Raw genomic sequence first — 20,570 nt, forward strand, 5'->3', positions numbered from 1 at the left:
TAAATCAAGTCGCTACAGGGTATATGACAATATTGCTTCGGCAAAATATTTTTAATGGTTTGACTCTGTCGATAAAGTGGCTGGTCTTCACTCCAGCTTAATCAAAAATGTCTGTATCGTATCTCCCTCTTATCTTAGGGTAAGATTTATTAATGTACCGAGTGAGGAGTCTGTTACATGGACAAGAAAACCGCAAAAGACTTGAATCGTCGTCTGCTGGCAAATTTTCTGTCTAAAGTGTCTGATTGTGCGGAGGCGCCGACGCACCTCAAGGCCGAAATTTTTTTTGATGAAGCACTTTTTGAGAGTGAAAAAAAATCGTTCTATCTCAACGCCCCCCAACCTGTCGCTTTCTCTGCTGAAATTCCCTCTCCAAACAGCTATCTCGCATTGGACGTTTTAAATATTCCTATCATGTTAGTACGCAATAAAGACGGAATATTAAAAGCCTTTATTAACGCTTGTACCCATAGAGGTGGGAAATTGGCAGATGGTGCTGGACATAAAAATTTATTTACTTGCGGATTTCATGGCTGGTCTTTTGACCCTAACGGCAATGTTGTCAGTCGCCCCCAAGAGGCTTGTTTCCATTCGGATACATCTGATGATAAATCTGACTTCGCTCTCACCGAATTGCCTGTATCGGAAACCTGCGGCGTGGTGATAATCGGACTGAAAGAAGATATTGGCGTTGAGCCTGCTGATGCGGGGTATGAACCCCTCGCCGCTGAATTACAAAACTATGACCTCAAAACATATAAGGCGCTTGATCGCAGAGAGTTTGACGTCGCCGCCAACTGGAAACTGATAAATGATTTAAGTTTAGAAAGTTATCACTTTCCGGTTCTTCACCGCGATACCGTCGCGCAGGTACTTGCCGAAACGTCTATTTTTGACTCTTATGACCGGTGTAGCCGATGGGCATTTCCGTGGATGTCGATTGGTAGGTTAGACGACATTGACGAGAAAGATTGGCCCGAAAAAATTGAGGGCTCATGCACCTACACGCTCTTTCCTGGCGTGATGTTGATATTAAATGCTTCTGGCGCACAAATGATAAGAGCCGAGCCGGGAGAAAAACCCAACCACTCGCGTATCTCCTATGTTGGTCTGGCACATCCTGAAACTGATGAGGCCGAGGCCAGAAGCGGTTATGAATTTGGGGGTAAGGTTTTTGAAGAGGAAGACCTCGCTTCCGCAATTGAATGCCAGAAAGGACTGGAAGCATCTCGTAAAGATCTCATTTTAGGAACCAATGAAGCTTTGCTGCAATTCTGGCATCAGCTCTGGATGCAACCGACAAAATAAATAAAGAGAGAAAATAGACGCGCCGTAATAAGCAAATACATATTTTTTAGTTTATTTCCGAACCGGATTCGTTAAGGTAAATTATACGCATGAATGGAGGGATGACATGCTTGAAAATAGTGACAGCTCAGCAACCGATTTTCAAAAACTTTATACGCCGCAATCTGAAGAATATTTGAACCATTACCGCGATGTTGTGAACGAACTCTTTGAGGGCACTGACCAGCGTATGGGCTGGTATGATCCTTGGCAGGCTTGGATTGTCACCTCACATCAACTTTGTAAAACAATTCTGGCAGATGAACGCCTCACGCCGGATTTTATGAACTGGAAATTTGCACCGCCGCCAACCCCGGAAGAAGACAAAAATGATTTTGAAATAATGCTGGATAACAGCCTCTTCCGTCTTGACCGACTTGCGCATCGGCGCGTGCGTCGTCTGGCGGCAAAAGCCTTCTCGATGAGTCAGACCGATAAAATCATGGCAGGTATTGTCGATATTGTTTCGGATACTTTCGATAAAGTTGCCAATGAAGAAGTTTTTGACGTTTCATCCACGATAGCAGTTGAAATTCCAAGACGTTCGATTGCACGTCTTGTCGGCATTCCTCCTGAGAACTCTGAAATTTTCGACAAACTTGGATGGGCAATGGTTCGCTATAACGGCTTCACAACCTCACCAGAAGACCGTGCTGAATTACTAAAAATTGCTTTGGCGGGTGTCGCCATGTTGCAAGACCTTATCGCAGAGCGCCGCGCTGCAGACACACCAGGGGATGACTTTATTGGCGTTCTTCTTGAAGCCCAGGATGGTGATGACCGCCTCAACGATTGGGAAGTTCTTGGCATTGTGGCCGCGATGCTGGCCGCAGGAAGTGACACAGCGAGTGATATGCACCCCTCTTTAATTTACGCCTTGCTAGATAATCCTGAGCAATATGAAAAGCTGAAACAGGATCCGTCACTGGTTGATAACGCGATTGTTGAAGCCCTGCGTTATGAAGCATTTGGCAAAACAGGTCTCCACAGATATGCGCTAGAGGATGTTGAGTTTGAAGGCATCACTGTTAAACGTGGGGAGCAGATAATTATTGCCGGGCAAGCGGCAGGGCTGGATCCGTCACAATGGGACAACCCTCAAGAGTTCGACATCACGCGTGATTTGAACGGAAATATTGTTTTTGGCACAGGTGCACATGTTTGCGCCGGTCTGTTTCTGGCTAAAGCACAAGCTAAATTAATGTTACTGGAATTCATGAAGCGGTTTCCAAATGCAACATTACAGGAAATGCCAACCCGTGACCCAGACCATTATAATGCCCGCCATGTGACAAAGTTACTGGTCAAAACAAACATCTAATACAGTGTTAAAGACACATTTTGAGGCGTAATCTATTTATGTCTGCCTTGAGGGAGTGAGCACTTGGTAAGTATAAGCCTTTCTTCCCGCGTTCAAGTTGAGAAAGGCGTGGCCTATGACCAAAAATGAAAAACAAACCATACTGACCGAAATTGATGATAAGCTTTTTCACATAACGCTTAATCGTCCAGATAAGCTCAATGCACTTTCACCTCAATTACTGGCTGAACTTAAAGAAGCATTGGACGAAGCTGCTGAGGATACAGACATTGCTGTGATTGTTCTTAAAAGTGCGGGTCCGGTGTTTTCTCCCGGCTACGATATTAGCGAAGAGAACTGGATTATTTCTCAATTCCCCGCCGATTATCCAGAAGGCGTTAATCTCCATCAAGACCGCCTGGATATTCATGAATTATTAGATTACTGGCTGGCTTTATGGAAATACCCGAAGCCGATTGTCGCCCGCGTTCAAGGCCCTTGCTTGTCGGGCGCGGGAGAATTGATTGCCATGTCAGACATTGTGATTGCCGGAAAATCCGCCCGCTTTGGTCACCCTGCGGCACGTGATCTCGGCATTCCGCCGACAGTGTTTCTATGGCCGCTTTTAATTGGCATGCGCAAAACAAAAGAATTGCTTTATACCGCCAAACTTATTGATGCCGATGAAGCAGTTACGCTGGGTCTTGTTAATGAGGCTGTCGCTGACAATGAACTGGATGACCGCGTTTTGGAAGTGGCATGTGACATAGCCCTTTCACCGGTTGATCATCTTACATTACTGAAAGAGTCCGCCAATGGGTGGTATGAAAATATGGGCTTTGAGGCCTCGGCAAGACGCGCAGCTGATTTGGACGCCGTTTTTCACCAAAGCCCAACCTTCAAAGAATTTTTCAAGACGGTGAAAGAAAAAGGCATGAAAGTCGCACTCGAAATTCGTCAGAAACGATTTAGCACGTCAGGAAAATAATGGTCGCATTTATGTTCAGCACTTCCCTAAAGACAAGAGCGCCCATTCAGGATTATGATTTTAGTAATTTCATTCATGCATAATGGGAAGTTGTGAGGGGTTTAAGCATGTTTAAAGTTGTTATGCCAATTAAACGCAAACCAGGCATGTCAAAGGCAGAATTTGAAGCATATTATGAAAACAATCACCGTTTGATTGGAGAAAAATATTTGCGCGGCTATGCGCATAAATATACCCGCAGATATCTTCATAATTTGGTTGACGAAAGTGGTGTTGATCAAGAAGATCCGGAATATGATGTCCTTCTAGAGGCATGGTATCCTGATGAAGAAACTTTCCGAGAGTTTCTTGAGTCAATTTCAACGCCTGAAATTACGGATGAAATCGAAACTGATGAAGAAAAGTTTATGGATAGAACAAATATGCGTATGTATTTAATCCAAGAGTCAATTTCAGATTTTTAACTAAAGTAGATGTTTTAAAATTTAAAAAAATTTTCATTTCGTGATTTCATCAGGGATGCTATCATTATTTACTAATAAATTAGGAGGGTTATTTAATGGCGCGAAATAAATCCATTCGCTATGGTGATTATATCCAAGCGATGAGCGTTGATAGCCATAAGATTCCTTATATCGAATTAATGCCTGAACCATTATTTGACAGGCATGGTAACGAGTACCCTCAACCCGTACCCAAAATAAAAATGGGTGGCGGTGAAGTTGTAAAATTATTACAACCTTACATCTCAACGAGGTTTATGGATCAAGCACGCGCGGTAGTTCCGCTTGCAGCCTACCTTGGATTATTTCAATACATAGTTCTACAAACCCCAGTGATTGATGCATCAATCATCGCAGGCGGATTATTAGCTGTGATGGTAGGACTGATGATGTTTATGGAGGGACTAAAACTTGGATTAATGCCTTTTGGTGAAGTAATCGGCAATAATTTACCGCGAAAACTTCACTTAGGCGGAGTTCTTTTTATAGCCTTTTTATTAGGAATTGGGGTTACATTCGCAGAGCCAGCAATTGGTGCATTACAAGTTGCCGGTTCAATCGTTGACCCAGAAAAAGCACCGTATTTATTTACGCTTTTGAACGATAGAGCTGGAACAACGGTCTTGCTTGTTGGATTAGGGGTAGGTCTCGCCGCAGTACTTGGTACTGTTAGATTTTTACGAGGATGGAGCCTTAAACCTCTTATTTTCATAAGCCTAACACCTACATTAATATTAAGTATAATCGCATTTTTTGATCCTGAACTAACTAAAATTGTTGGTTTAGCATGGGATTGTGGTGCAGTAACTACAGGGCCAGTTACTGTTCCCCTCGTTCTTGCGCTAGGAATTGGCGTGGCGTCCGCTGCTGGTAAAGGAGCGGATTCATCATTGTCTGGATTTGGGATTGTTACACTCGCATCTGTATTCCCAATACTTGGCGTTTTGTTACTAAGCTTTTACACAGCATATACCGTTCCGCCGGATATAATAATTGCTAGAGCCGCAGAGATTAAAGCAGCAGCTGAAATGGCAAGCGCTCAACCTCAATGGTACGAACTAACCCCCTGGGCAGAAGTTATTCTTGGAGTAAGAGCAATCGTACCTTTAGTGATATTCTTAGGATTTGTTCTTTTCGTAATTCTTCGTGAGCGTATTAAAGAGTCTTCAATAATGAACTATGGTATTTTCTTGGCTGTAGCGGGAATGTGCATTTTTAATGTTGGACTAACATACGGTCTTGCTAAATTAGGTGATCAATCTGGAGGATTAATTGCAGGAGCATTTAGTTCGGTAGATGCCATATCAGCAAGCCCCCTTTACAGTCTTTCAGTAGGTATAGGTATAGCCGCTCTATTTGCGTGGGTATTGGGTTTAGGGGCCACTCTTGCTGAACCAGCACTTAATGCCCTCGGTATGACGGTTCAAAATATGACTAATGGTGCTTTCAAAAAATCAATGCTAATGGGTGCAGTTTCTGTTGGTGTTGCCACTGGAATTATGCTGGGGGTATTAAAGCTCATTTTCGATTTTCATATACTTTATATTTTGTTGCCTGGTTACGCTCTAGGTTTATTACTAACCATTCTTTCAACTGAAGAATTTGTCAACGTTGGTTGGGATTCGGCAGGTGTAACAACAGGGCCTGTAACTGTTCCGCTTGTGCTTGCTATGGGATTAGGATTTGGAAATGCATTGGGCTCCACCGAAGGATTTGGAATTTTAGCGGCTGCCTCAATTTGCCCAATCGTGGCAGTTTTGTCCTTAGGATTGTATGTCCAATATAGAGTGAAACGTGAAGAGCGTCTCGCAGAAATAGATATGAACCAGATGGAAGATACCTCCGGGAGTGTTTAAATGAAACGCAAACTAACTACATTAACTGATGCAACATTAATCACAGCTGTTGTACAAACTGGCTATGGTGAAGTAGTTACTGATGCTTTACTTGAAGTTGGCATTCAAGGTGCTTCAGTTCATTCAGCTATGGGAACAGGTATCCGTGAACGTCTTGGAGCTTTAGGTGTGGCTGTTGATGCAGAGAGAGACATTGTTACAGTCATAGTGTCAAGTGATGAGGTTGATCGATTGTTCGAACGCGTTTACTTGGCAGCTAAATTAGACACACCTGGAATGGGTTTTATGTATGCAACCCCTCTAGTTCAAGCGGCAACATATGTACCTCCAACTATATTAAAAAGATTTGAAAGCTAAAAATGAGTAAAAAGTATTTTCAAGCATATACATTAGACGAACGAGTGGAGTTTGTTGACTACACTTGGTTAATTAGTGGTATCGTATATGAGGGTGGTGCGGACAAACTTTTGGAAGAACTTAGGTTACGCGGAATAAATGAATGTTATTTTTATAACGTTGCCGGCAATCCAATTGGAAAAAAGACAGTTGCAGGTGTTGCGGACTCTTTTGATGTAGAAACCTTTCATGTAGTTGTAGCTGCGGACCAAGCAGATAATATTTTCGATTTTATATATGAATTTTGCGAAATGTCCGAACCCAATAAAGGCATTATTTATATGAACAAATTATCCAGATCGACGGTAAATTTACTTTCTAGTTTCGACCAAGGGTCTCAAAGTGAGCTAACAGCTTAAAGAGTAGGTAAAGATATGAATGACAGTAAATCCAAAAAAATTGCTAGTGAAAAAAAAGTAACTGATAAAGCTAGTCTAAACCAAATTATAGAAAATAAACGTCTAATTTTTGAGCTTGAGGCAATTGTTACAGATAACTTTGCTAAATCAATGCTTGCATTGGCTGATGTTGAAGAAAATAGGGCACTTCTTCTTCGTAATTTTACTTCTTCTTTCATGGGAAACCGGTCTTTGGCTCTTGATAACGAAGAAGACCTGCACCGTAACCGTATATTAATGATAGATGCGTTAAAACCTGAAAATGATATCCAAGAAGATTTTAAGGGTACATTAACGAATTCTACCAGTCTTGACCAAATTGAATATCGTATTGCTATCAATGAAACACTCTCAAAAATCACTGAGAGACTTTCAACCGTTAATTCAACACTCAAAGACATAAACGAACTCATTATGAATTCAAATGAAAACGTAGTTTCAAACGTTGATGATATGATTTCTGAAAATGCAGCCTGGATTGACGGACAATTAGAAAAAATGAAAAAAAGTGCGACAGAAAAAAATAATGTTACTACAGCTCAATCCAACTCTACGAGGATAGTCAAATTAAAAGATAAGTCGAAGTCCCACAGTGAAAAAATTAAATATTTTCTTAATCAAGTCGAGAAAGAGACATCAGAAATTTTAGATATTGGGTCTGAAATTGCTGACAGGAAGTCCCGTATTATGGCTGCAAGGGAAAAGGTTGCAGCTAACCAAAAACGGTCGGCAGAATTTCTCAAGAAAAGAAAGTAAATTTTTATAGTTTGAATACTTAACATTTATATTTTTTATAATATGAACTCCGTCATCATGGCGGAGTTTATTATTTAATTTTATATTTTTGTTTTTGAAAATTTTATTTTGCTAGTTATCTGCTCAAGTTTGTCTTGTAAAATGAAACCAAATGTTCAAATCTAATAAGAAATTATTATAAGAGGGATATGATGGCTTATATTCAAGCAAGTAAAAATAGTTTTAAAAAACAATCTACTGCAGAGCAGGTCACGGAGGGTGTTGACCTTTCTGGTAAAATAATACTCGTAACAGGCGTCGCCTCAGGTCTCGGTAAAGAAGCAATGCGCGTTTTAGCTCTGCGCGGCGCTCATGTTCTTGGGTTAGACCGAACGATGGAGTCAGCACAGTTAGCCTGCCTAGAAGTTAACGGCACAACGACACCTTTTGAATGTGATTTGGCGGATCCAAATTCAATTATTGCATGTACAGATAGAATTAAAGCGCAGTTTCAATCACTGGATGTCATTCTGACAAATGCTGGCATCATGACCCCACCTTATAAAGTCGTTGACAAGTATAAAGAGCCGCTGGAAATTCAATTTGCGGTTAATTTTCTCGGCCATTTTATTTTAATCAACCGCCTCATGCCTCTTGTCGAAGCTGCACCTGCAGGTAGACTTGCACTTGTCGCCTCCGAAGGCTATGCCACCGCACCGCGCAAAACAGGCATTGCCTTTGAAGATTTAAGCTTCAGTAGCGGATATGATGCTCTGACAGCCTACGGACATTCTAAACTTGCAGTAATGTTAATAAGTCAGGAATACTCACGCCGTCTGGAAGGCACAAACATCACGTCTAATTCCATCCACCCCGGTGTGATTAGAACGAATCTCGCCAGCGATACTGAAAGTTTTAAAGTGAAATTGATTTCCATGTTTGCCGGCCCGTTTACGCGCACTATTCCGCAAGGGGCAGCGACACATTGTTTTGTTGCCGCACATCCTTCCCTTGAAGGCGTGAGCGGTCAGCATTTTGCCGACAGTAACCCGAAAGAGCCTAAGGATCACCCGCTAGTTAAAGATGTAGAGCTTGCCGGAAGGCTTTGGGACAAGGCCATAGAACTTGCTGACGGGTATCTTATTTAAGAAACCCGTCAAAATTCTTTATACCTATTTTTGGCGGTAGGAACTAAAGCCGAGATTACCCCTTAGGGTCGGTCCGGCATAGTCGTCATGGTAAATACCGCGTCTTTGCAGTTCTGGCACAACATAGCGGGAGAATTCTTCATAAGCCCCAGGAGTATGAGAGGCAAACAACACAAATCCATCCGCTGCACCTTCTATAAACCATTTCTCCAGTTCATCGGCGACGTACTTTGGATCTCCGACAATATGAGGTGCTTCATGCACAGTGCCGCGACCACTGTGATCTACAAAATCCTTCAGTGTCGGATTGGACTTCCCGCTCAGACGGACAACCTTGTCGAGAATACCGCGCAAACCATTAATGCTACCCAATTCTTCATCCGTGAAAGGTTCATCATAATCCTTAGTTGCAAAGTCAAAATTCAAAACTTCAGAAAGAAGCGTTAACCCATCTATTGGCTTGGCAAGATTATTCACATAGGCATATTTATCTTCAGCAATCGCTTGCGTTTCGCCCGTGGTGACATAAACCGCTGGACAAATCGCAATCGTATCGGGGTCACGCCCCTGTTGCGACGCTTCTTCGCGCATCTCATTGCGCACCTGAACACCCCGCTCTACATTATTCTGGATGGTGAAAATCACCTCTCCCCATTCACAGGCAAATTGGCGCCCACGCCCACTTTGCCCTGCCTGAACAATCACTGGATGACCTTGAGGTGACGGTGGAACTGTGAATGTACCTCTGGTTTGAAACCATTCACCCTGAAAATCATAGGATCGCACTTTTTCCGGATCGGCAAAAACACCATTTTCTTTATCGAACAGAATAGCATCAGAGTCCCATGCACCCCACATGTCGATGATATTTGTCATTAACTCATCTGCGCGATCATAGCGTCTATCGTGCTCAATTGTGCCAGCAGCCCCCATATTGAAAGCCTCTGAGTCATTAAGTGAGGTCACTACATTCCAGCCGGCTCGCCCGCCGGTCATATGATCCAGTGTCATCATGGTTCGTGCAATGTGGAAAGCATTATAATATGTGGTGGAAATAGTTGCCGCGAGGCCGAGATTTTTAGTCGACATTGCCATGGTTGCCAAAATCGGCACAGGATCCATTTTTACCACTCGTATACCATTTTTAACGGCCTCTTTGTGATCTGCTCCATAAATGTCCGGCAAAGCAAGCCTGTCATCAAAAAAACCCAGATGAAACTTGCCGTCCTCTAAGGCCCGTGCAATGCGCTGATAATAATCAGGTGTCAGAAAATCTCCGGCAGACTGGTGGTGACGCCAGGAAGCGGGATAGTTTGAACAGTTTTGAGCTTGCATAAAGCCCACCATGATTATTTTACGATTATTGGCCAAGTTGACCTCCCTTTAACAAGCTATTTATTAGTCCATACTATTAAAATGTCGTATCATATTATTCTAATCCATGCAAACCGCATGGGACGAAAAGCCTTCAAAAGGAAAATAATAAAAGCATATTAGTGTTGATTAAATTGGAACGTGATGTATTGACAGGCCAAGATTGAATTTCCCGTTGAAACTTAAAATCCGGCAAGGCTCAAACATCCCAAGCGACATAAGCATTGGCAACATCTGAGTATGTATGCTTTTGTATTGACTAATTGAACTTTCCTTAGGCAAGATTATTCTGTTAAAAAGGGGGAAAATATGGAAGATGGAAGTCCTAGCCAAACGGCGCTGATGGTGGCTATATTGCGCGCACATCATTGTCATTTTGCACCGGAACCTAAAATCCTACAGGACACTACTGCCCTACCTCTAAGCGGCATGTCTGACTTGGACGCTGTTAAAGACTATAAAAATAGTGTCATAGAATTTTTCTCAGGTCTCAGCAGTCGGGAAACAGCTGAAAGCTTTGTCCAGCAAATCACTGACTCGGTTTGCATGCGCTCACGTCTTGTTGAAGAACGCCTCACAAAAGCACGCACGCAGGGGCTAGAACAACTCGTAATTCTGGGCGCGGGTTTGGATTCGACGGCTTACCGCTGTACCGACCAACTTGATGGCTTGCCAGTATTTGAAATTGACCACCCCGCGACACAGCACTGGAAAAAAACCAGACTAACGGAATGTAATATTAACCTGCCAGATAATTTAAAATTCGTAGGCTTCGACTTTGAAAACCAGACCCTTGCAGAGGCGCTTGAGGCTGGCGGAGTGCGCTCTAATGCCGTCACCATTTTCACATGGCTCGGTGTGCAAATGTATCTAACACCCGCAACCGTTCAAGCAACTCTCGCCGTATTAGGGAAGTTCCCGCCAGGTAGTCAGTTGATCATGGATTTTGCCATGCCTGATGCCACCCACCCCGATGAACAACTTCAAGACCCCGTCGGCGAGTTGAACCGCGTGGTATCAGAAATGGGAGAACCTTTTGAAAGTACCTACACAGAGCAAGAATTGGAAACATGTCTAAAAGAAGCCGGCTTCTCAGATGTATCTTTTTACACAGCAGGGCGAATTCTTGACTCTTTTCTGGACGGAAATCGGGATATCTGCAGCGTTCCAGACGAGGCTTGCTTTCTTTTAGCAGCGACAATCTAATAAAAATCTAATCGGCGGTAGAGACGATTGTTTTATGCGCTGCCTCTCAAAAAAACGATAATAAGTGCGACCAAATGCAACACATTTGGCTGTTTATATAAATTTTTTGTCTGATACTTGTACGCCATCAATAGAACAAATGGCTAATAATTATGAACACAAGATTATTTCTCCTTCGCGCTTTTTCCATCATAACTCTCATCGTCTTAATCTTGCCGCCCGCTTTTGCCGGAGGTATTGAAAAGTCTCGTAACCCTGTTGATACCGCAACTACGCATCATCACGTCGCTCATCATCATCACGTCACTCATCATGCTTCCCATAGTGCCCCGATTGGCGTGATGGGCGATCATATGCTTGTTGCGGGGGAATGGATGTTTTCCCTGCGGCAGATGCGGATGGAAATGAGTGGTAATAAAATTGGCTCTGATAATGCCAGCGACGCTGAAATTCTAAATATCCCGAACACAAATGCCATGATGCCACCAAATTTGCGGGTTGTGCCGCAACATATGGAAATGGATATGACGATGCTTGGGGTTATGTATGCGCCAAACACTGACCTAACCCTCATGGCGATGGCCGAATATGTGCAAAAAACTATGCGCCTGACAACTTATGATATGATGGGTATGCGCTTAGGTGATTTTGAAACCAAATCTGAAGGATTGGGGGACTTAACCATAACAGCACTCATCAGAGGTCAGAAAACAACAACATTGCAAATTCATTATGCGCTAGGGCTTAGCCTGCCAACAGGTAATATTAATGAGGAAGATACACTTCTCACCCCCATGAACACGCGCATTGTGGCAAGACTGCCTTACGCTATGCAAACCGGTTCAGGAAGTTACGATTTGAAACCGGCTCTCACTTTTAATAAGCATAATGAAAATTATAATTTTGGGGGGCAGATTTCTGCCGTGATTAGACTTAATGATAATGATGCCGATTATCGCCAAGGGAATATGTTTTCAGTTCAAAGCTGGGTTTCAAAAAGCCTCTCCCCGTCTGTCAGCACTTCACTGCGGCTAAAAGGCACCAGTGAAGAAAAAATTGAAGGTCGTGATGCCCTTATTAACAAGCCAGTACAATCCGCGAACCCGAACTTTTATGGTGGTGAAAGATTGAATCTCGGCATAGGGCTTAACCTTTCACCCCAATCCGGGTTATTAGCCGAAAAAGGGCTAAATTTCGAAATAATTGGGCCGATTTATGAAAATTTGAACGGGCCTCAGATGTCACAAGATTGGTCATTGACTGTCGGGTTTAAAACCAATTTATAAAGCTATTTTAAATCATAATTTCTAACCCCTCGACTCATCGAAGTTGTTGAAATAGGTGGCATTTTGAAATTTAACTAATTATAAGAATTTAATCTTAATTTGGCGAGTTTGAGGAGTTTGTAAAGTTGTTTAGGCCATCTGTGCAATCCGTACGTCTGCATAATCTCATTGTGATTTTTATCTTGTGTGTGTTTACATCTCAGGTATTCGCAAATGAAGATACAGCAAAGATGATTGGCGTTATGGCCTTTAAAGCCGGCGAGGTAAATATTTCCCGTGATCAAGCGCAATTCATGCCTGCCTCTCTTGGTGAAAAAATTTTTCTTGAAGATAAAATCCAAACATCTGCAGACGGCAGACTGCAAATTTTACTTAAAGATGAAACAACTTTCACCCTCGGCCCCAATGCCGAACTGATTGTTGACAAATTCATTTATGACCCTGATGTCAGCGATGTGGAAGTGTCGATTAAAAGCGGGGCTTTCAGATTTATCTCCGGCGCGACAGCGGCGTCAGGTCCCGATGCGGTGAAGCTTAAACTTCCCAAAGCGACGCTCTCTATTCGCGGCACAGAAGTTCTCGGTGATGTCTCCCCCATAAGCACCCAGATTATCCTCATGTCTGGTATTATCAATGTCATAACCGATAATGATGTTAAACAAATCTCGCAGCATGGGTGGGGGGTCGAAGTCAACGAAAAGGGGGATATAAGCGAGCCATCTCCAGTTACTGACATAGCGCTTGAAAACGTCATAGTTCTCCTCGAGAGCAAAGAAGATGATGAGGATGAAGAGGATACTCAAGACCAAGTCGTCACAAATTCACAAGCATCTAACGAAGAAGAGTCCGATGAAGAAACTCAAGAAGAAGATGATAACGAGAACACTGAAACAACCCCGACTTCTAATACTACAAACAATGAGTCCGATAGTGAGACAGGTGATGAAACAACAAACACCGCTCAAAATGACGTCATAGATACTGAAACCTCACCCACTGAGACTGAGACAGATACTCCGCCGGTTGTCGCCTCAAACACTGACGCGCCTCTTGACGTTAATGGAAATTTAGACGGGGACGGACAGCTTAAAAGAGAAGATGACGAAATAAGCGATTTTGATAAAATTATTCTTACCTCGTTTCAGCAAAACGACACATCTGAAGTCAATCCCCTTAATACCGATGATGTAACCGAAAATAATCTACAAACAGAAAACAACACACTCGAACTCACGCCTGACGGACAGATTAAACAACCATCTGATAAACCTGAGGATGCTTCCCCTGGCACTGATGAACAGTCAAATATCATCAACCAGCTCACATCTCCTATTAAAACTGAAGATGAAACAGAAAAACTTGCAACCGAGAAAACATCCGAGGAAGATATGAAGCTAGTCGGGGAAGTTGTCGCAACAAATCCAGCGAGCAACCCAGATAACACGCCTCAGAATAACACGCCTCAGAATAACACGCCCCAAAATAATGCGCCTGTCGCAGAGGCACTTGCTGATATTAATATAGAAGACACGAGTTCAGATGATACCTTTCCGAATATCTCTGCAAAAATAAATGCGAACGACCCTGATGGCGATAATTTGGCCTATGCTATTGCTAATGGTACGAACGACACCACACAAACAGGCTTTGATTTATCTCTCGCCAGCACTTATGGCACGCTTTACTTAAATTCCAATACGGGCGACTTGCTTTACGTACCGAATGACGGAGCGATTGAAGGCCTGACCGCAAATGCCAGCGAGGAATTTGATCTAAATATTTCCGACGGCACAAATCAGATTAGCCAAACACTTAAAGCTTTCATTATTGGTACAGATGACAGCATAACCTCCAGTAATGCTGCTGCTTCTATTGAGGATACAACATCTATTTCAGCCGGTGGCATATCAGTTGTTGATGGAAACTTTAGCGCTAGCGATTTGGACTCTGACACATTTGAATTTTCAATCATTGTTGATGGGTCAGTTGTCACACAAGCTACCTCACCAGAACAACTATATGGGCCTTTACCCGCACCTAATGATCCAAATTACGAATTTATCAGAAATATCTATGACAATTACGATAAGGCTTATGACTTAGGTAACAGTGCATATGGAACTGATATCGTTCTGAATTCTGAAACAGGCGCTTTCAAACTTTTACCTAATGGTGTTTTGCTAGATACTTTAGATGATGGAGAAACTGCTATTGAGGAAGTGAGCTTTCAAGTCACTAATGGTGCCGAAACTTTAACTCGTTTACTGAATATTAATTATTTAGGTGCTGAGGATCCACCAGAAATATCTTCATTTGACGGGAACCCAATGTCATTGACCAACAGTCAGATTGATGCAGTTGTCGCCCGGGTGGAAGACCGTGACGTTGAAACATTTGTTGACCTGACCAATAATCTTCCATCTTGGATTGGCTTTGCACAAGACCCTGCAAACCCAGGCATTTATATCTGGAAAATTGATGAAAATGCCAACAATGACCCAATAGTTGACAATTATCTTAATGGGAGCATCCAGATTAATTTTCAAGCCAAGTCAGGTGATGACAGCACTGACATCTTAACTCAAACACTTATATTTACTTGCCAAGAGCCAAAATGTGATGAGTTTATTCAGTCCACTGATGCAACTACACCCGTACCAACTAATTCATCACTTGCAGATTTACTGGATAATACGGGCGGAAAAATCTCAGTAAGTGGGGACCTCTTCAATACTTTAACTACAGCTAGATTGAATAACCTTTTTGATGCCTCGTCATCATCTATAGGCCTTTTCAAAAGAAAATACAGTGTTTCCCAAGCAGGAGCATATGATGGAGATTGGGATGTCGGTCATGTAGTGATGGCTGATTACGGCACAAAGAATGTTCAATCGGATGTATATCTTTCGTTCAATGATCTTCAATATGTCAACAACGCCTCTGGTGAGTTTACCAATATCGCGGTATTTGACTGGAATGCGGACAGAACAAATAATCAGGGTACTTTCTCAAGAACCCAAATTGCTGTTGATACGGGTATTGATTCACCAAACGGTAATGATTTTGATGTTGATGTCACCCATCATGTCAGTTTTTTGAGGAATGGTTCCAACTTAAATGCTTTGGCAGGAGCTATAGAAATCAAACCTTCAGCGATGAATGAAAGCGGTTATGACGATAACAGTGTGGTCTTAATAAACCCGACAGTCGTGGTACTGGAGCCTCAATAGTAATTCAGGATGTTTATGCGTTTTTCCTCTAAATTGAGACAGCTGATATGCTACGCTGTTTTACTTCTCACGCCTGAAATTGTTGATGGCGGTGGTATCGACATTAGTGATAGAGCCAAAAGTAGCATCGTTAATGTTAACAGCGCTTATACTGATAGCGACCTATTAGACCCTCAAAGCTCAAGCCCACCCTCACAAATGGGTATTTTCACGCAGGTATTGGGCGACCCCGGCAATCTGGAACTGAATTTTCTGTTGTTTAAGAAACAACTTGCCGAAAATAATGTCAAAGGTGCAACCGCAACCTTGGAGCGAGTTTTGTTGACTGACCCGAAAAGTAAACTGGCACGGGTTATGTATGCTCAGTTGAAATTACGTATGGGCAACCGGACGGAGGGTTTAAGAAACCTTAACCAGATTGTGCAAGACGAAACGGCATCAGATGATATGCGAAGAAATGCAGCTTCTCTCAGAGACGGTATAAAGCGCACCGAACAAATGAATGTTCGTGGTACACCTCGTAAGAAATTTGTCTCGAGATTTAAACTAGGGGGCGGAATTGCCGAAAACGCGCTTGGCTCTTCTGAGGAAACCCAAATTACTTTTTTTGATAATGACTTCCTGAATAGCGTCCCTAATATAGATGAAAACTTCACGACTGTTCAGCTTGATGTCACCTACACGCCAGAATTTAATCTCGGCGATGATGAATTTCTGCAATTCTATGTCTCCAATCAAATAAAGGATTTCAACGATTTAAATCGCTATGATTTATCTTTGACGACTTTAGGCATGAGCTACAGCAAAGGTCTGGGTGAAAACAACACTAAAACCCTGGGGTTTTCTGCCAGCATCACAGATATTAATTTGAGTTGGCATAATTATGCGAAGATTTATAATCTCACCGCCAACCTAAAATTACCAATGACAGAAGCTTTTTCGTTTATACCTGTTGTAGCGGCAACGCGCTCTGTTCACGGCTTTCATCCCGACATCGCTATAAATAATGGCAATACCGGTTGGAGCTATAAGGCCGGGCTTGGTGCCGAATATAGAAAAGAAAGCTTTTTCATCAGTCTCCAGCCGTCACTGACTCAACTGGATAAAAACGACAAACTTAATAATTATGATCAGGAACAAATTGCATTTGTTGCCGGACGCAAGTTTGAACAAATTCTTATCTCAGGTCGTTTATTTCGGTCTCATCGGAAATATGAATTGGCTGACCCGTTCATCTCATCCATGCGCAAACGCAAAGACCGAATGACAGAATATTCAGCTAGCTTGTTCTGGACACCGAAAGCTCTTCAACAAAACAGACTGGTGCCGCAATTAGAACTCAGTATCTTTCATAAAGAGACGAGATCAAACCTGCCGAATTTCTCCAAAGAGACCACTGACTTTACTTTATCCATGTCTTGGGTGTTTTAAGCGGATAGCTCAACTATTATCCCAACCCTGTTGGGGTGGCCAGTTCGTGTCAGGCGATGGATTATTACTGCTCCCCCAGAACGCATAGAAATGCGTCATCTTACCCGCTTCATTGAAGACAACTGCATCCAGCGTATCGACAAAAAACTCAGGTCCATAGCCGTGCACACGCGCCCGCATCCCTACGGCTGCGTAAAACCCTGCAACCCTAATCGCCCCTTCAGGACGCAACACTAATTGACCGGCACTCGGTTCAAAAAACTCTCTAATTTGGTTATGCCCAACACGCGGCGGTTCGCCAACCGGATCAAAAAAACGCGCCTCCGGATCAAATAAATTTAAAATCCCATCCACATCACCCTCAGAAAGACATTTACAATATTCATTAAGAACAGATCTCACATGATCAGATGACGGGGGTGTTCCTTCAATGGGGTTTCCAAAAACCAGATTTTCCAACATTATATTCTCCTAATTAACCAAAAATCGTGTAGCCGCCATCAATGACAATTGCCTGACCGGTCATCCATTGCGCGGCAGAACTAGAAACAAACAACACAGCGCCAGCAATGTCCTCAGGCTTACCGAGTCTTAGTAAAGGCGTGCGGCGCAGTGTCGGATCAATCCACTCTGGATTATCAAACATAATGGAGGTCATGCCCGTTTGGGTCAGCCCCGCTGCAACGGCATTAACACGAATATTGCGCTTTCCCAGATCAACCGCCATGCCACGAATAAGTCCTAAAATTCCGGTTTTAGCTGCACCATAGCCGAGCGTAAGATCAACACCCATAAAAGAAGTCACGGAAGCAATATTCACAATCGCACCCCCACCGGGCAGTTTGCTATCGGCAAGCCTATCCACAAGGCCATGAGAGAGGCGATAAACGCCTGTCAGATGCATTTGAACGGCACGGGCAAATATGTCCGGGTCATGCTCATCCAGCCCTTGAGAAGCAAATGCCAGACCGGCATTATTAACCAGAACATCCAGCCCGCCTTCCGCTGAAACTTCTTTTGCAACCGCATCAATACTTGCATTATCTTCCAAGTCCATTTGTTTGAAGCTAAAGGCAGATAAATCGACATCATAATTTTCCGGTGCTTTTGTACCGGTAATCACCACATCCGCCCCAGCTTCATGATACATGTGCGCCGCCGACAAGCCGATACCGCTTGTACCTCCGGTTACCAGAATACGATAACCACTATAGTCATATTTTATTGTCATCTGACCCCTCCAAATAATTATCAATTATCGTAATTTATTTATGTGAGCTTTTAAACATAAGTTGAGGATTGTTCAGACTTATTGCTTTAATAGCTGGTATTTGGCATTGTGTCATATTCGTAATCTCATAGTTGCTGAGGAGGAAATTGTGACTGACTCGAAAAATCCTGAAACCATTGTTCTGCATAGCGGATGGCGCAGTGACCCGACAACTGGCTCGGTGGCGGTCCCTATCCACCAGACAACGAGTTATCAGTTCAATAATACCGATCATGCCGCAAGTCTTTTTGCCCTCTCCGAACTCGGCAATATCTACACACGGATTATGAACCCGACCAATGATGTTCTCGAGCAGCGTATTGCTGCGCTTGAAGGCGGTGTTGCCGCCTTGTCTGTCTCCTCCGGTCAAACAGCAACTGCCATGTCGCTCCAAAATATCGCGCATGCGGGGGATAACATTATTTCTTCTACCGATCTTTATGGCGGGACATGGAATCTTTTTGCCAACACGCTTCCAGATATGGGTATTGAGGTCAGGTTTGTTGACCCGTCCGATCCGCAGGCTTTTGAAAATGCGATAGATGATAAAACCCGCGCCATTTACGCGGAAACACTACCTAATCCGAAACTGGAAGTTTTTCCCATTGCCGAAGTAGCCGCTATTGGGCGAGCACACGGGATTCCTTTGATTATGGATAATACGGCAGCCCCCATTTTATGCCGCCCACTAGATCACGGGGCAGCAATTGTCGTATACAGCTCCACCAAATATATTGGCGGACATGGCACATCGATTGGCGGTCTTATTGTCGATGGCGGTAATTTCGACTGGGCAGCCGCGGGAGATAGGCAACCTTATCTCAACCAGCCTGACCCATCTTATCACGGCGCGGTCTGGACTGTTGCTGCCGCACCGCTTGGGCCAATAGCATATATTCTGAAAGCTCGGACGACATTACTCCGCGACCTAGGTGGAGCGATGAGTCCTTTTAATGCTTTCCAGTTTCTTCAAGGCATGGAAACGTTGCCTCTTCGCATGCGCGCACATTGTGAAAATGCTTCAAAAGTCGCTGACTTCCTTTCCTCTCATGATGCTGTAGAGCGCGTAATTTATCCCTCACTGATGGATGATAATCTAAAAAGCCGGGCAGATGCTGTGATGAATGGAGGTTATGGTGCACTTATGGGCTTTGAGTTAAAGGCAGGCTCTGAGGCTGGCAAAAAGTTTATTGATGCATTACAAATGCTTTATCATGTCGCAAATATAGGTGATGCGCGTTCGCTGGCTATCCATCCAGCAAGTACAACGCACAGCCAATTATCTCCAGAAGATCAATTTTCTTCAGGCGTTACTCCAGGTTATGTAAGACTTTCCGTAGGAATTGAACATATTGATGATATCCTTGCAGACCTTGATCAAGCTCTCCAAAAAATCTGAAACTATTGAAAACCAATAATGAAATATGTTGCATTCAATAATGAAGGAACCAAAATGAATATAGCTTCTAAAGCAAACCTAATATTTATGAGACATTTAATAAAAAACTACAATTTTGTGTTGTGCTAAAATACTTGAAAAAAGCTAAAATAAATTAATTAAAAGAATTAATTTACTGAATACTACATCCTGCTGAAAAAATAGAGGAAGAGGTTTTACATGAATTATAGTCTAGGAACTCTATTTCTTTAGTATAAAACACCCCTAAACTTGCGAGGATTAATTTTAATTCTGATATCATTCCCTCATCGTTTAAACCAACACCTCCGGAACTCGATATAGAAAATTCGCCATCAGTGTCTATAGCGCCAAGTGTTAACGTTCCGCTATTAGCCAAACTAATCGAACCACCAGAAGCAGATACCACACCACCAAAATCATTAGATGCATTGCTCAGCGCAACCTGACCAGAGCCAGCAGATATATTCGTTGTACTCACAACACTAAGAGAACCACTCTGAGTGATGTCACCACCACTACTGGTAGCAGTCATTGACCCACCTATCGTAGCCGTTCCTAAATCCAAAGCTCCAGCGCTAGACACCGTGAAGTCATTCGCACTCACAATCGTTCCAAGAGTAAGAGACCCAATATCAGCCAAACTAATCGAACCACCAGAAGCAGATACCACACCACCAAAATC

General features: G+C 43.0%; 18 protein-coding genes. 14 read left to right on the top strand and 4 right to left on the bottom strand.

Annotation, left to right across the window (positions count from 1 at the left end; genetic code table 11):
• Window positions 1–177: 177 nt before the first annotated feature.
• The 9 genes from RS24_RS09505 (at window position 178) to RS24_RS09545 (ending at window position 8,671) form a co-directional block, all read left to right on the top strand.
• Complete coding sequence (locus tag RS24_RS09505) at window positions 178–1,308, top strand: aromatic ring-hydroxylating oxygenase subunit alpha (RefSeq protein ID WP_021777994.1); 1,131 nt, start codon at window positions 178–180, stop codon at window positions 1,306–1,308.
• Window positions 1,309–1,414: 106 nt separating this feature from the next.
• Window positions 1,415–2,668 carry a cytochrome P450 gene (locus RS24_RS09510; protein ID WP_021777995.1) on the top strand — a complete coding sequence of 418 codons (1,254 nt, stop codon included), beginning with the start codon at window positions 1,415–1,417 and terminating at the stop codon, window positions 2,666–2,668.
• Window positions 2,669–2,783: 115 nt separating this feature from the next.
• Entirely contained in the window at window positions 2,784–3,635 is an 852-nt protein-coding gene (locus RS24_RS09515) for an enoyl-CoA hydratase/isomerase family protein (protein ID WP_021777996.1), read from the top strand.
• 107 nt (window positions 3,636–3,742) lie between these two features.
• Window positions 3,743–4,099 carry an EthD domain-containing protein gene (locus RS24_RS09520; RefSeq protein WP_021777997.1) on the top strand — a complete coding sequence of 119 codons (357 nt, stop codon included), beginning with the start codon at window positions 3,743–3,745 and terminating at the stop codon, window positions 4,097–4,099.
• A 95-nt stretch (window positions 4,100–4,194) separates the two neighbouring features.
• Window positions 4,195–5,994 (top strand): DUF1538 domain-containing protein, encoded by a 1,800-nt coding sequence (locus RS24_RS09525; RefSeq protein ID WP_021777998.1) that lies wholly within the window; start codon window positions 4,195–4,197, stop codon window positions 5,992–5,994.
• Window positions 5,995–6,351, top strand: coding sequence for a P-II family nitrogen regulator (locus RS24_RS09530; protein WP_021777999.1), 357 nt, complete (start codon window positions 5,995–5,997; stop codon window positions 6,349–6,351).
• 2 nt (window positions 6,352–6,353) lie between these two features.
• On the top strand, window positions 6,354–6,749 hold the full coding sequence (locus RS24_RS09535; protein ID WP_021778000.1) for a hypothetical protein: 396 nt from the start codon (window positions 6,354–6,356) through the stop codon (window positions 6,747–6,749).
• 15 nt (window positions 6,750–6,764) lie between these two features.
• Window positions 6,765–7,544 (top strand): hypothetical protein, encoded by a 780-nt coding sequence (locus RS24_RS09540; RefSeq protein WP_021778001.1) that lies wholly within the window; start codon window positions 6,765–6,767, stop codon window positions 7,542–7,544.
• 191 nt (window positions 7,545–7,735) lie between these two features.
• A complete protein-coding gene (locus RS24_RS09545) occupies window positions 7,736–8,671 on the top strand; it encodes an SDR family NAD(P)-dependent oxidoreductase (RefSeq protein ID WP_021778002.1) in 936 nt (311 codons plus the stop codon).
• Window positions 8,672–8,695: 24 nt separating this feature from the next.
• Here the strand turns inward: RS24_RS09545 and RS24_RS09550 are convergent, their stop codons facing one another.
• Window positions 8,696–10,042, bottom strand: coding sequence for an NtaA/DmoA family FMN-dependent monooxygenase (locus RS24_RS09550; RefSeq protein ID WP_081696279.1), 1,347 nt, complete (start codon window positions 10,040–10,042; stop codon window positions 8,696–8,698).
• Window positions 10,043–10,354: 312 nt separating this feature from the next.
• Here RS24_RS09550 and RS24_RS09840 point away from each other — a divergent pair, with 312 nt between their 5' ends.
• The 4 genes from RS24_RS09840 (at window position 10,355) to RS24_RS09570 (ending at window position 17,198) form a co-directional block, all read left to right on the top strand.
• Window positions 10,355–11,251 (top strand): class I SAM-dependent methyltransferase, encoded by an 897-nt coding sequence (locus RS24_RS09840; protein WP_021778004.1) that lies wholly within the window; start codon window positions 10,355–10,357, stop codon window positions 11,249–11,251.
• A gap of 152 nt (window positions 11,252–11,403) precedes the next feature.
• Window positions 11,404–12,537: a transporter gene (locus tag RS24_RS09560; protein WP_021778005.1), complete on the top strand. Its 1,134-nt coding sequence runs from the start codon at window positions 11,404–11,406 to the stop codon at window positions 12,535–12,537.
• 125 nt (window positions 12,538–12,662) lie between these two features.
• Window positions 12,663–15,767 (top strand): FecR family protein, encoded by a 3,105-nt coding sequence (locus RS24_RS09565; protein ID WP_021778006.1) that lies wholly within the window; start codon window positions 12,663–12,665, stop codon window positions 15,765–15,767.
• Window positions 15,768–15,782: 15 nt separating this feature from the next.
• On the top strand, window positions 15,783–17,198 hold the full coding sequence (locus RS24_RS09570; RefSeq protein WP_021778007.1) for a porin family protein: 1,416 nt from the start codon (window positions 15,783–15,785) through the stop codon (window positions 17,196–17,198).
• Between the two features lie 9 nt (window positions 17,199–17,207).
• On the opposite strand, the gene RS24_RS09575 is transcribed toward RS24_RS09570, so the two are convergent.
• Together RS24_RS09575 and RS24_RS09580 are read right to left on the bottom strand one after the other, a co-directional pair.
• A complete protein-coding gene (locus RS24_RS09575; protein ID WP_021778008.1) occupies window positions 17,208–17,660 on the bottom strand; it encodes a nuclear transport factor 2 family protein in 453 nt (150 codons plus the stop codon).
• A 13-nt stretch (window positions 17,661–17,673) separates the two neighbouring features.
• Window positions 17,674–18,429, bottom strand: a complete 756-nt coding sequence (locus RS24_RS09580) for an SDR family NAD(P)-dependent oxidoreductase (RefSeq protein ID WP_021778009.1) — start codon at window positions 18,427–18,429, stop codon at window positions 17,674–17,676.
• 148 nt (window positions 18,430–18,577) lie between these two features.
• On the opposite strand from RS24_RS09580, the gene RS24_RS09585 reads away from it, so the two are divergent.
• Window positions 18,578–19,867 carry an O-acetylhomoserine aminocarboxypropyltransferase/cysteine synthase family protein gene (locus RS24_RS09585; RefSeq protein ID WP_021778010.1) on the top strand — a complete coding sequence of 430 codons (1,290 nt, stop codon included), beginning with the start codon at window positions 18,578–18,580 and terminating at the stop codon, window positions 19,865–19,867.
• Window positions 19,868–20,039: 172 nt separating this feature from the next.
• On the opposite strand, the gene RS24_RS09590 is transcribed toward RS24_RS09585, so the two are convergent.
• A partial coding sequence (locus tag RS24_RS09590) for a hypothetical protein (protein WP_021778011.1) occupies window positions 20,040–20,570 on the bottom strand: 531 nt, incomplete at its 5' end.

The sequence above is a fragment of the Candidatus Micropelagos thuwalensis genome (assembly GCF_000469155.1).
GTDB classification, from domain to species: Bacteria; Pseudomonadota; Alphaproteobacteria; order RS24; family RS24; genus Micropelagius; species Micropelagius thuwalensis.

What these genes read in the sequence shown, in the direction of transcription:
- RS24_RS09580 (WP_021778009.1), bottom strand. Translation starts at nt 18,429, where the DNA reads ATGACAATAAAATATGACTATAGTGGTTATCGTATTCTGGTAACCGGA.
- RS24_RS09510 (WP_021777995.1), top strand. Translation starts at nt 1,415, where the DNA reads ATGCTTGAAAATAGTGACAGCTCAGCAACCGATTTTCAAAAACTTTAT.
- RS24_RS09575 (WP_021778008.1), bottom strand. Translation starts at nt 17,660, where the DNA reads ATGTTGGAAAATCTGGTTTTTGGAAACCCCATTGAAGGAACACCCCCG.
- RS24_RS09505 (WP_021777994.1), top strand. Translation starts at nt 178, where the DNA reads ATGGACAAGAAAACCGCAAAAGACTTGAATCGTCGTCTGCTGGCAAAT.
- RS24_RS09525 (WP_021777998.1), top strand. Translation starts at nt 4,195, where the DNA reads ATGGCGCGAAATAAATCCATTCGCTATGGTGATTATATCCAAGCGATG.
- RS24_RS09530 (WP_021777999.1), top strand. Translation starts at nt 5,995, where the DNA reads ATGAAACGCAAACTAACTACATTAACTGATGCAACATTAATCACAGCT.
- RS24_RS09560 (WP_021778005.1), top strand. Translation starts at nt 11,404, where the DNA reads ATGAACACAAGATTATTTCTCCTTCGCGCTTTTTCCATCATAACTCTC.
- RS24_RS09545 (WP_021778002.1), top strand. Translation starts at nt 7,736, where the DNA reads ATGGCTTATATTCAAGCAAGTAAAAATAGTTTTAAAAAACAATCTACT.
- RS24_RS09520 (WP_021777997.1), top strand. Translation starts at nt 3,743, where the DNA reads ATGTTTAAAGTTGTTATGCCAATTAAACGCAAACCAGGCATGTCAAAG.
- RS24_RS09570 (WP_021778007.1), top strand. Translation starts at nt 15,783, where the DNA reads ATGCGTTTTTCCTCTAAATTGAGACAGCTGATATGCTACGCTGTTTTA.
- RS24_RS09535 (WP_021778000.1), top strand. Translation starts at nt 6,354, where the DNA reads ATGAGTAAAAAGTATTTTCAAGCATATACATTAGACGAACGAGTGGAG.
- RS24_RS09840 (WP_021778004.1), top strand. Translation starts at nt 10,355, where the DNA reads ATGGAAGATGGAAGTCCTAGCCAAACGGCGCTGATGGTGGCTATATTG.
- RS24_RS09540 (WP_021778001.1), top strand. Translation starts at nt 6,765, where the DNA reads ATGAATGACAGTAAATCCAAAAAAATTGCTAGTGAAAAAAAAGTAACT.
- RS24_RS09515 (WP_021777996.1), top strand. Translation starts at nt 2,784, where the DNA reads ATGACCAAAAATGAAAAACAAACCATACTGACCGAAATTGATGATAAG.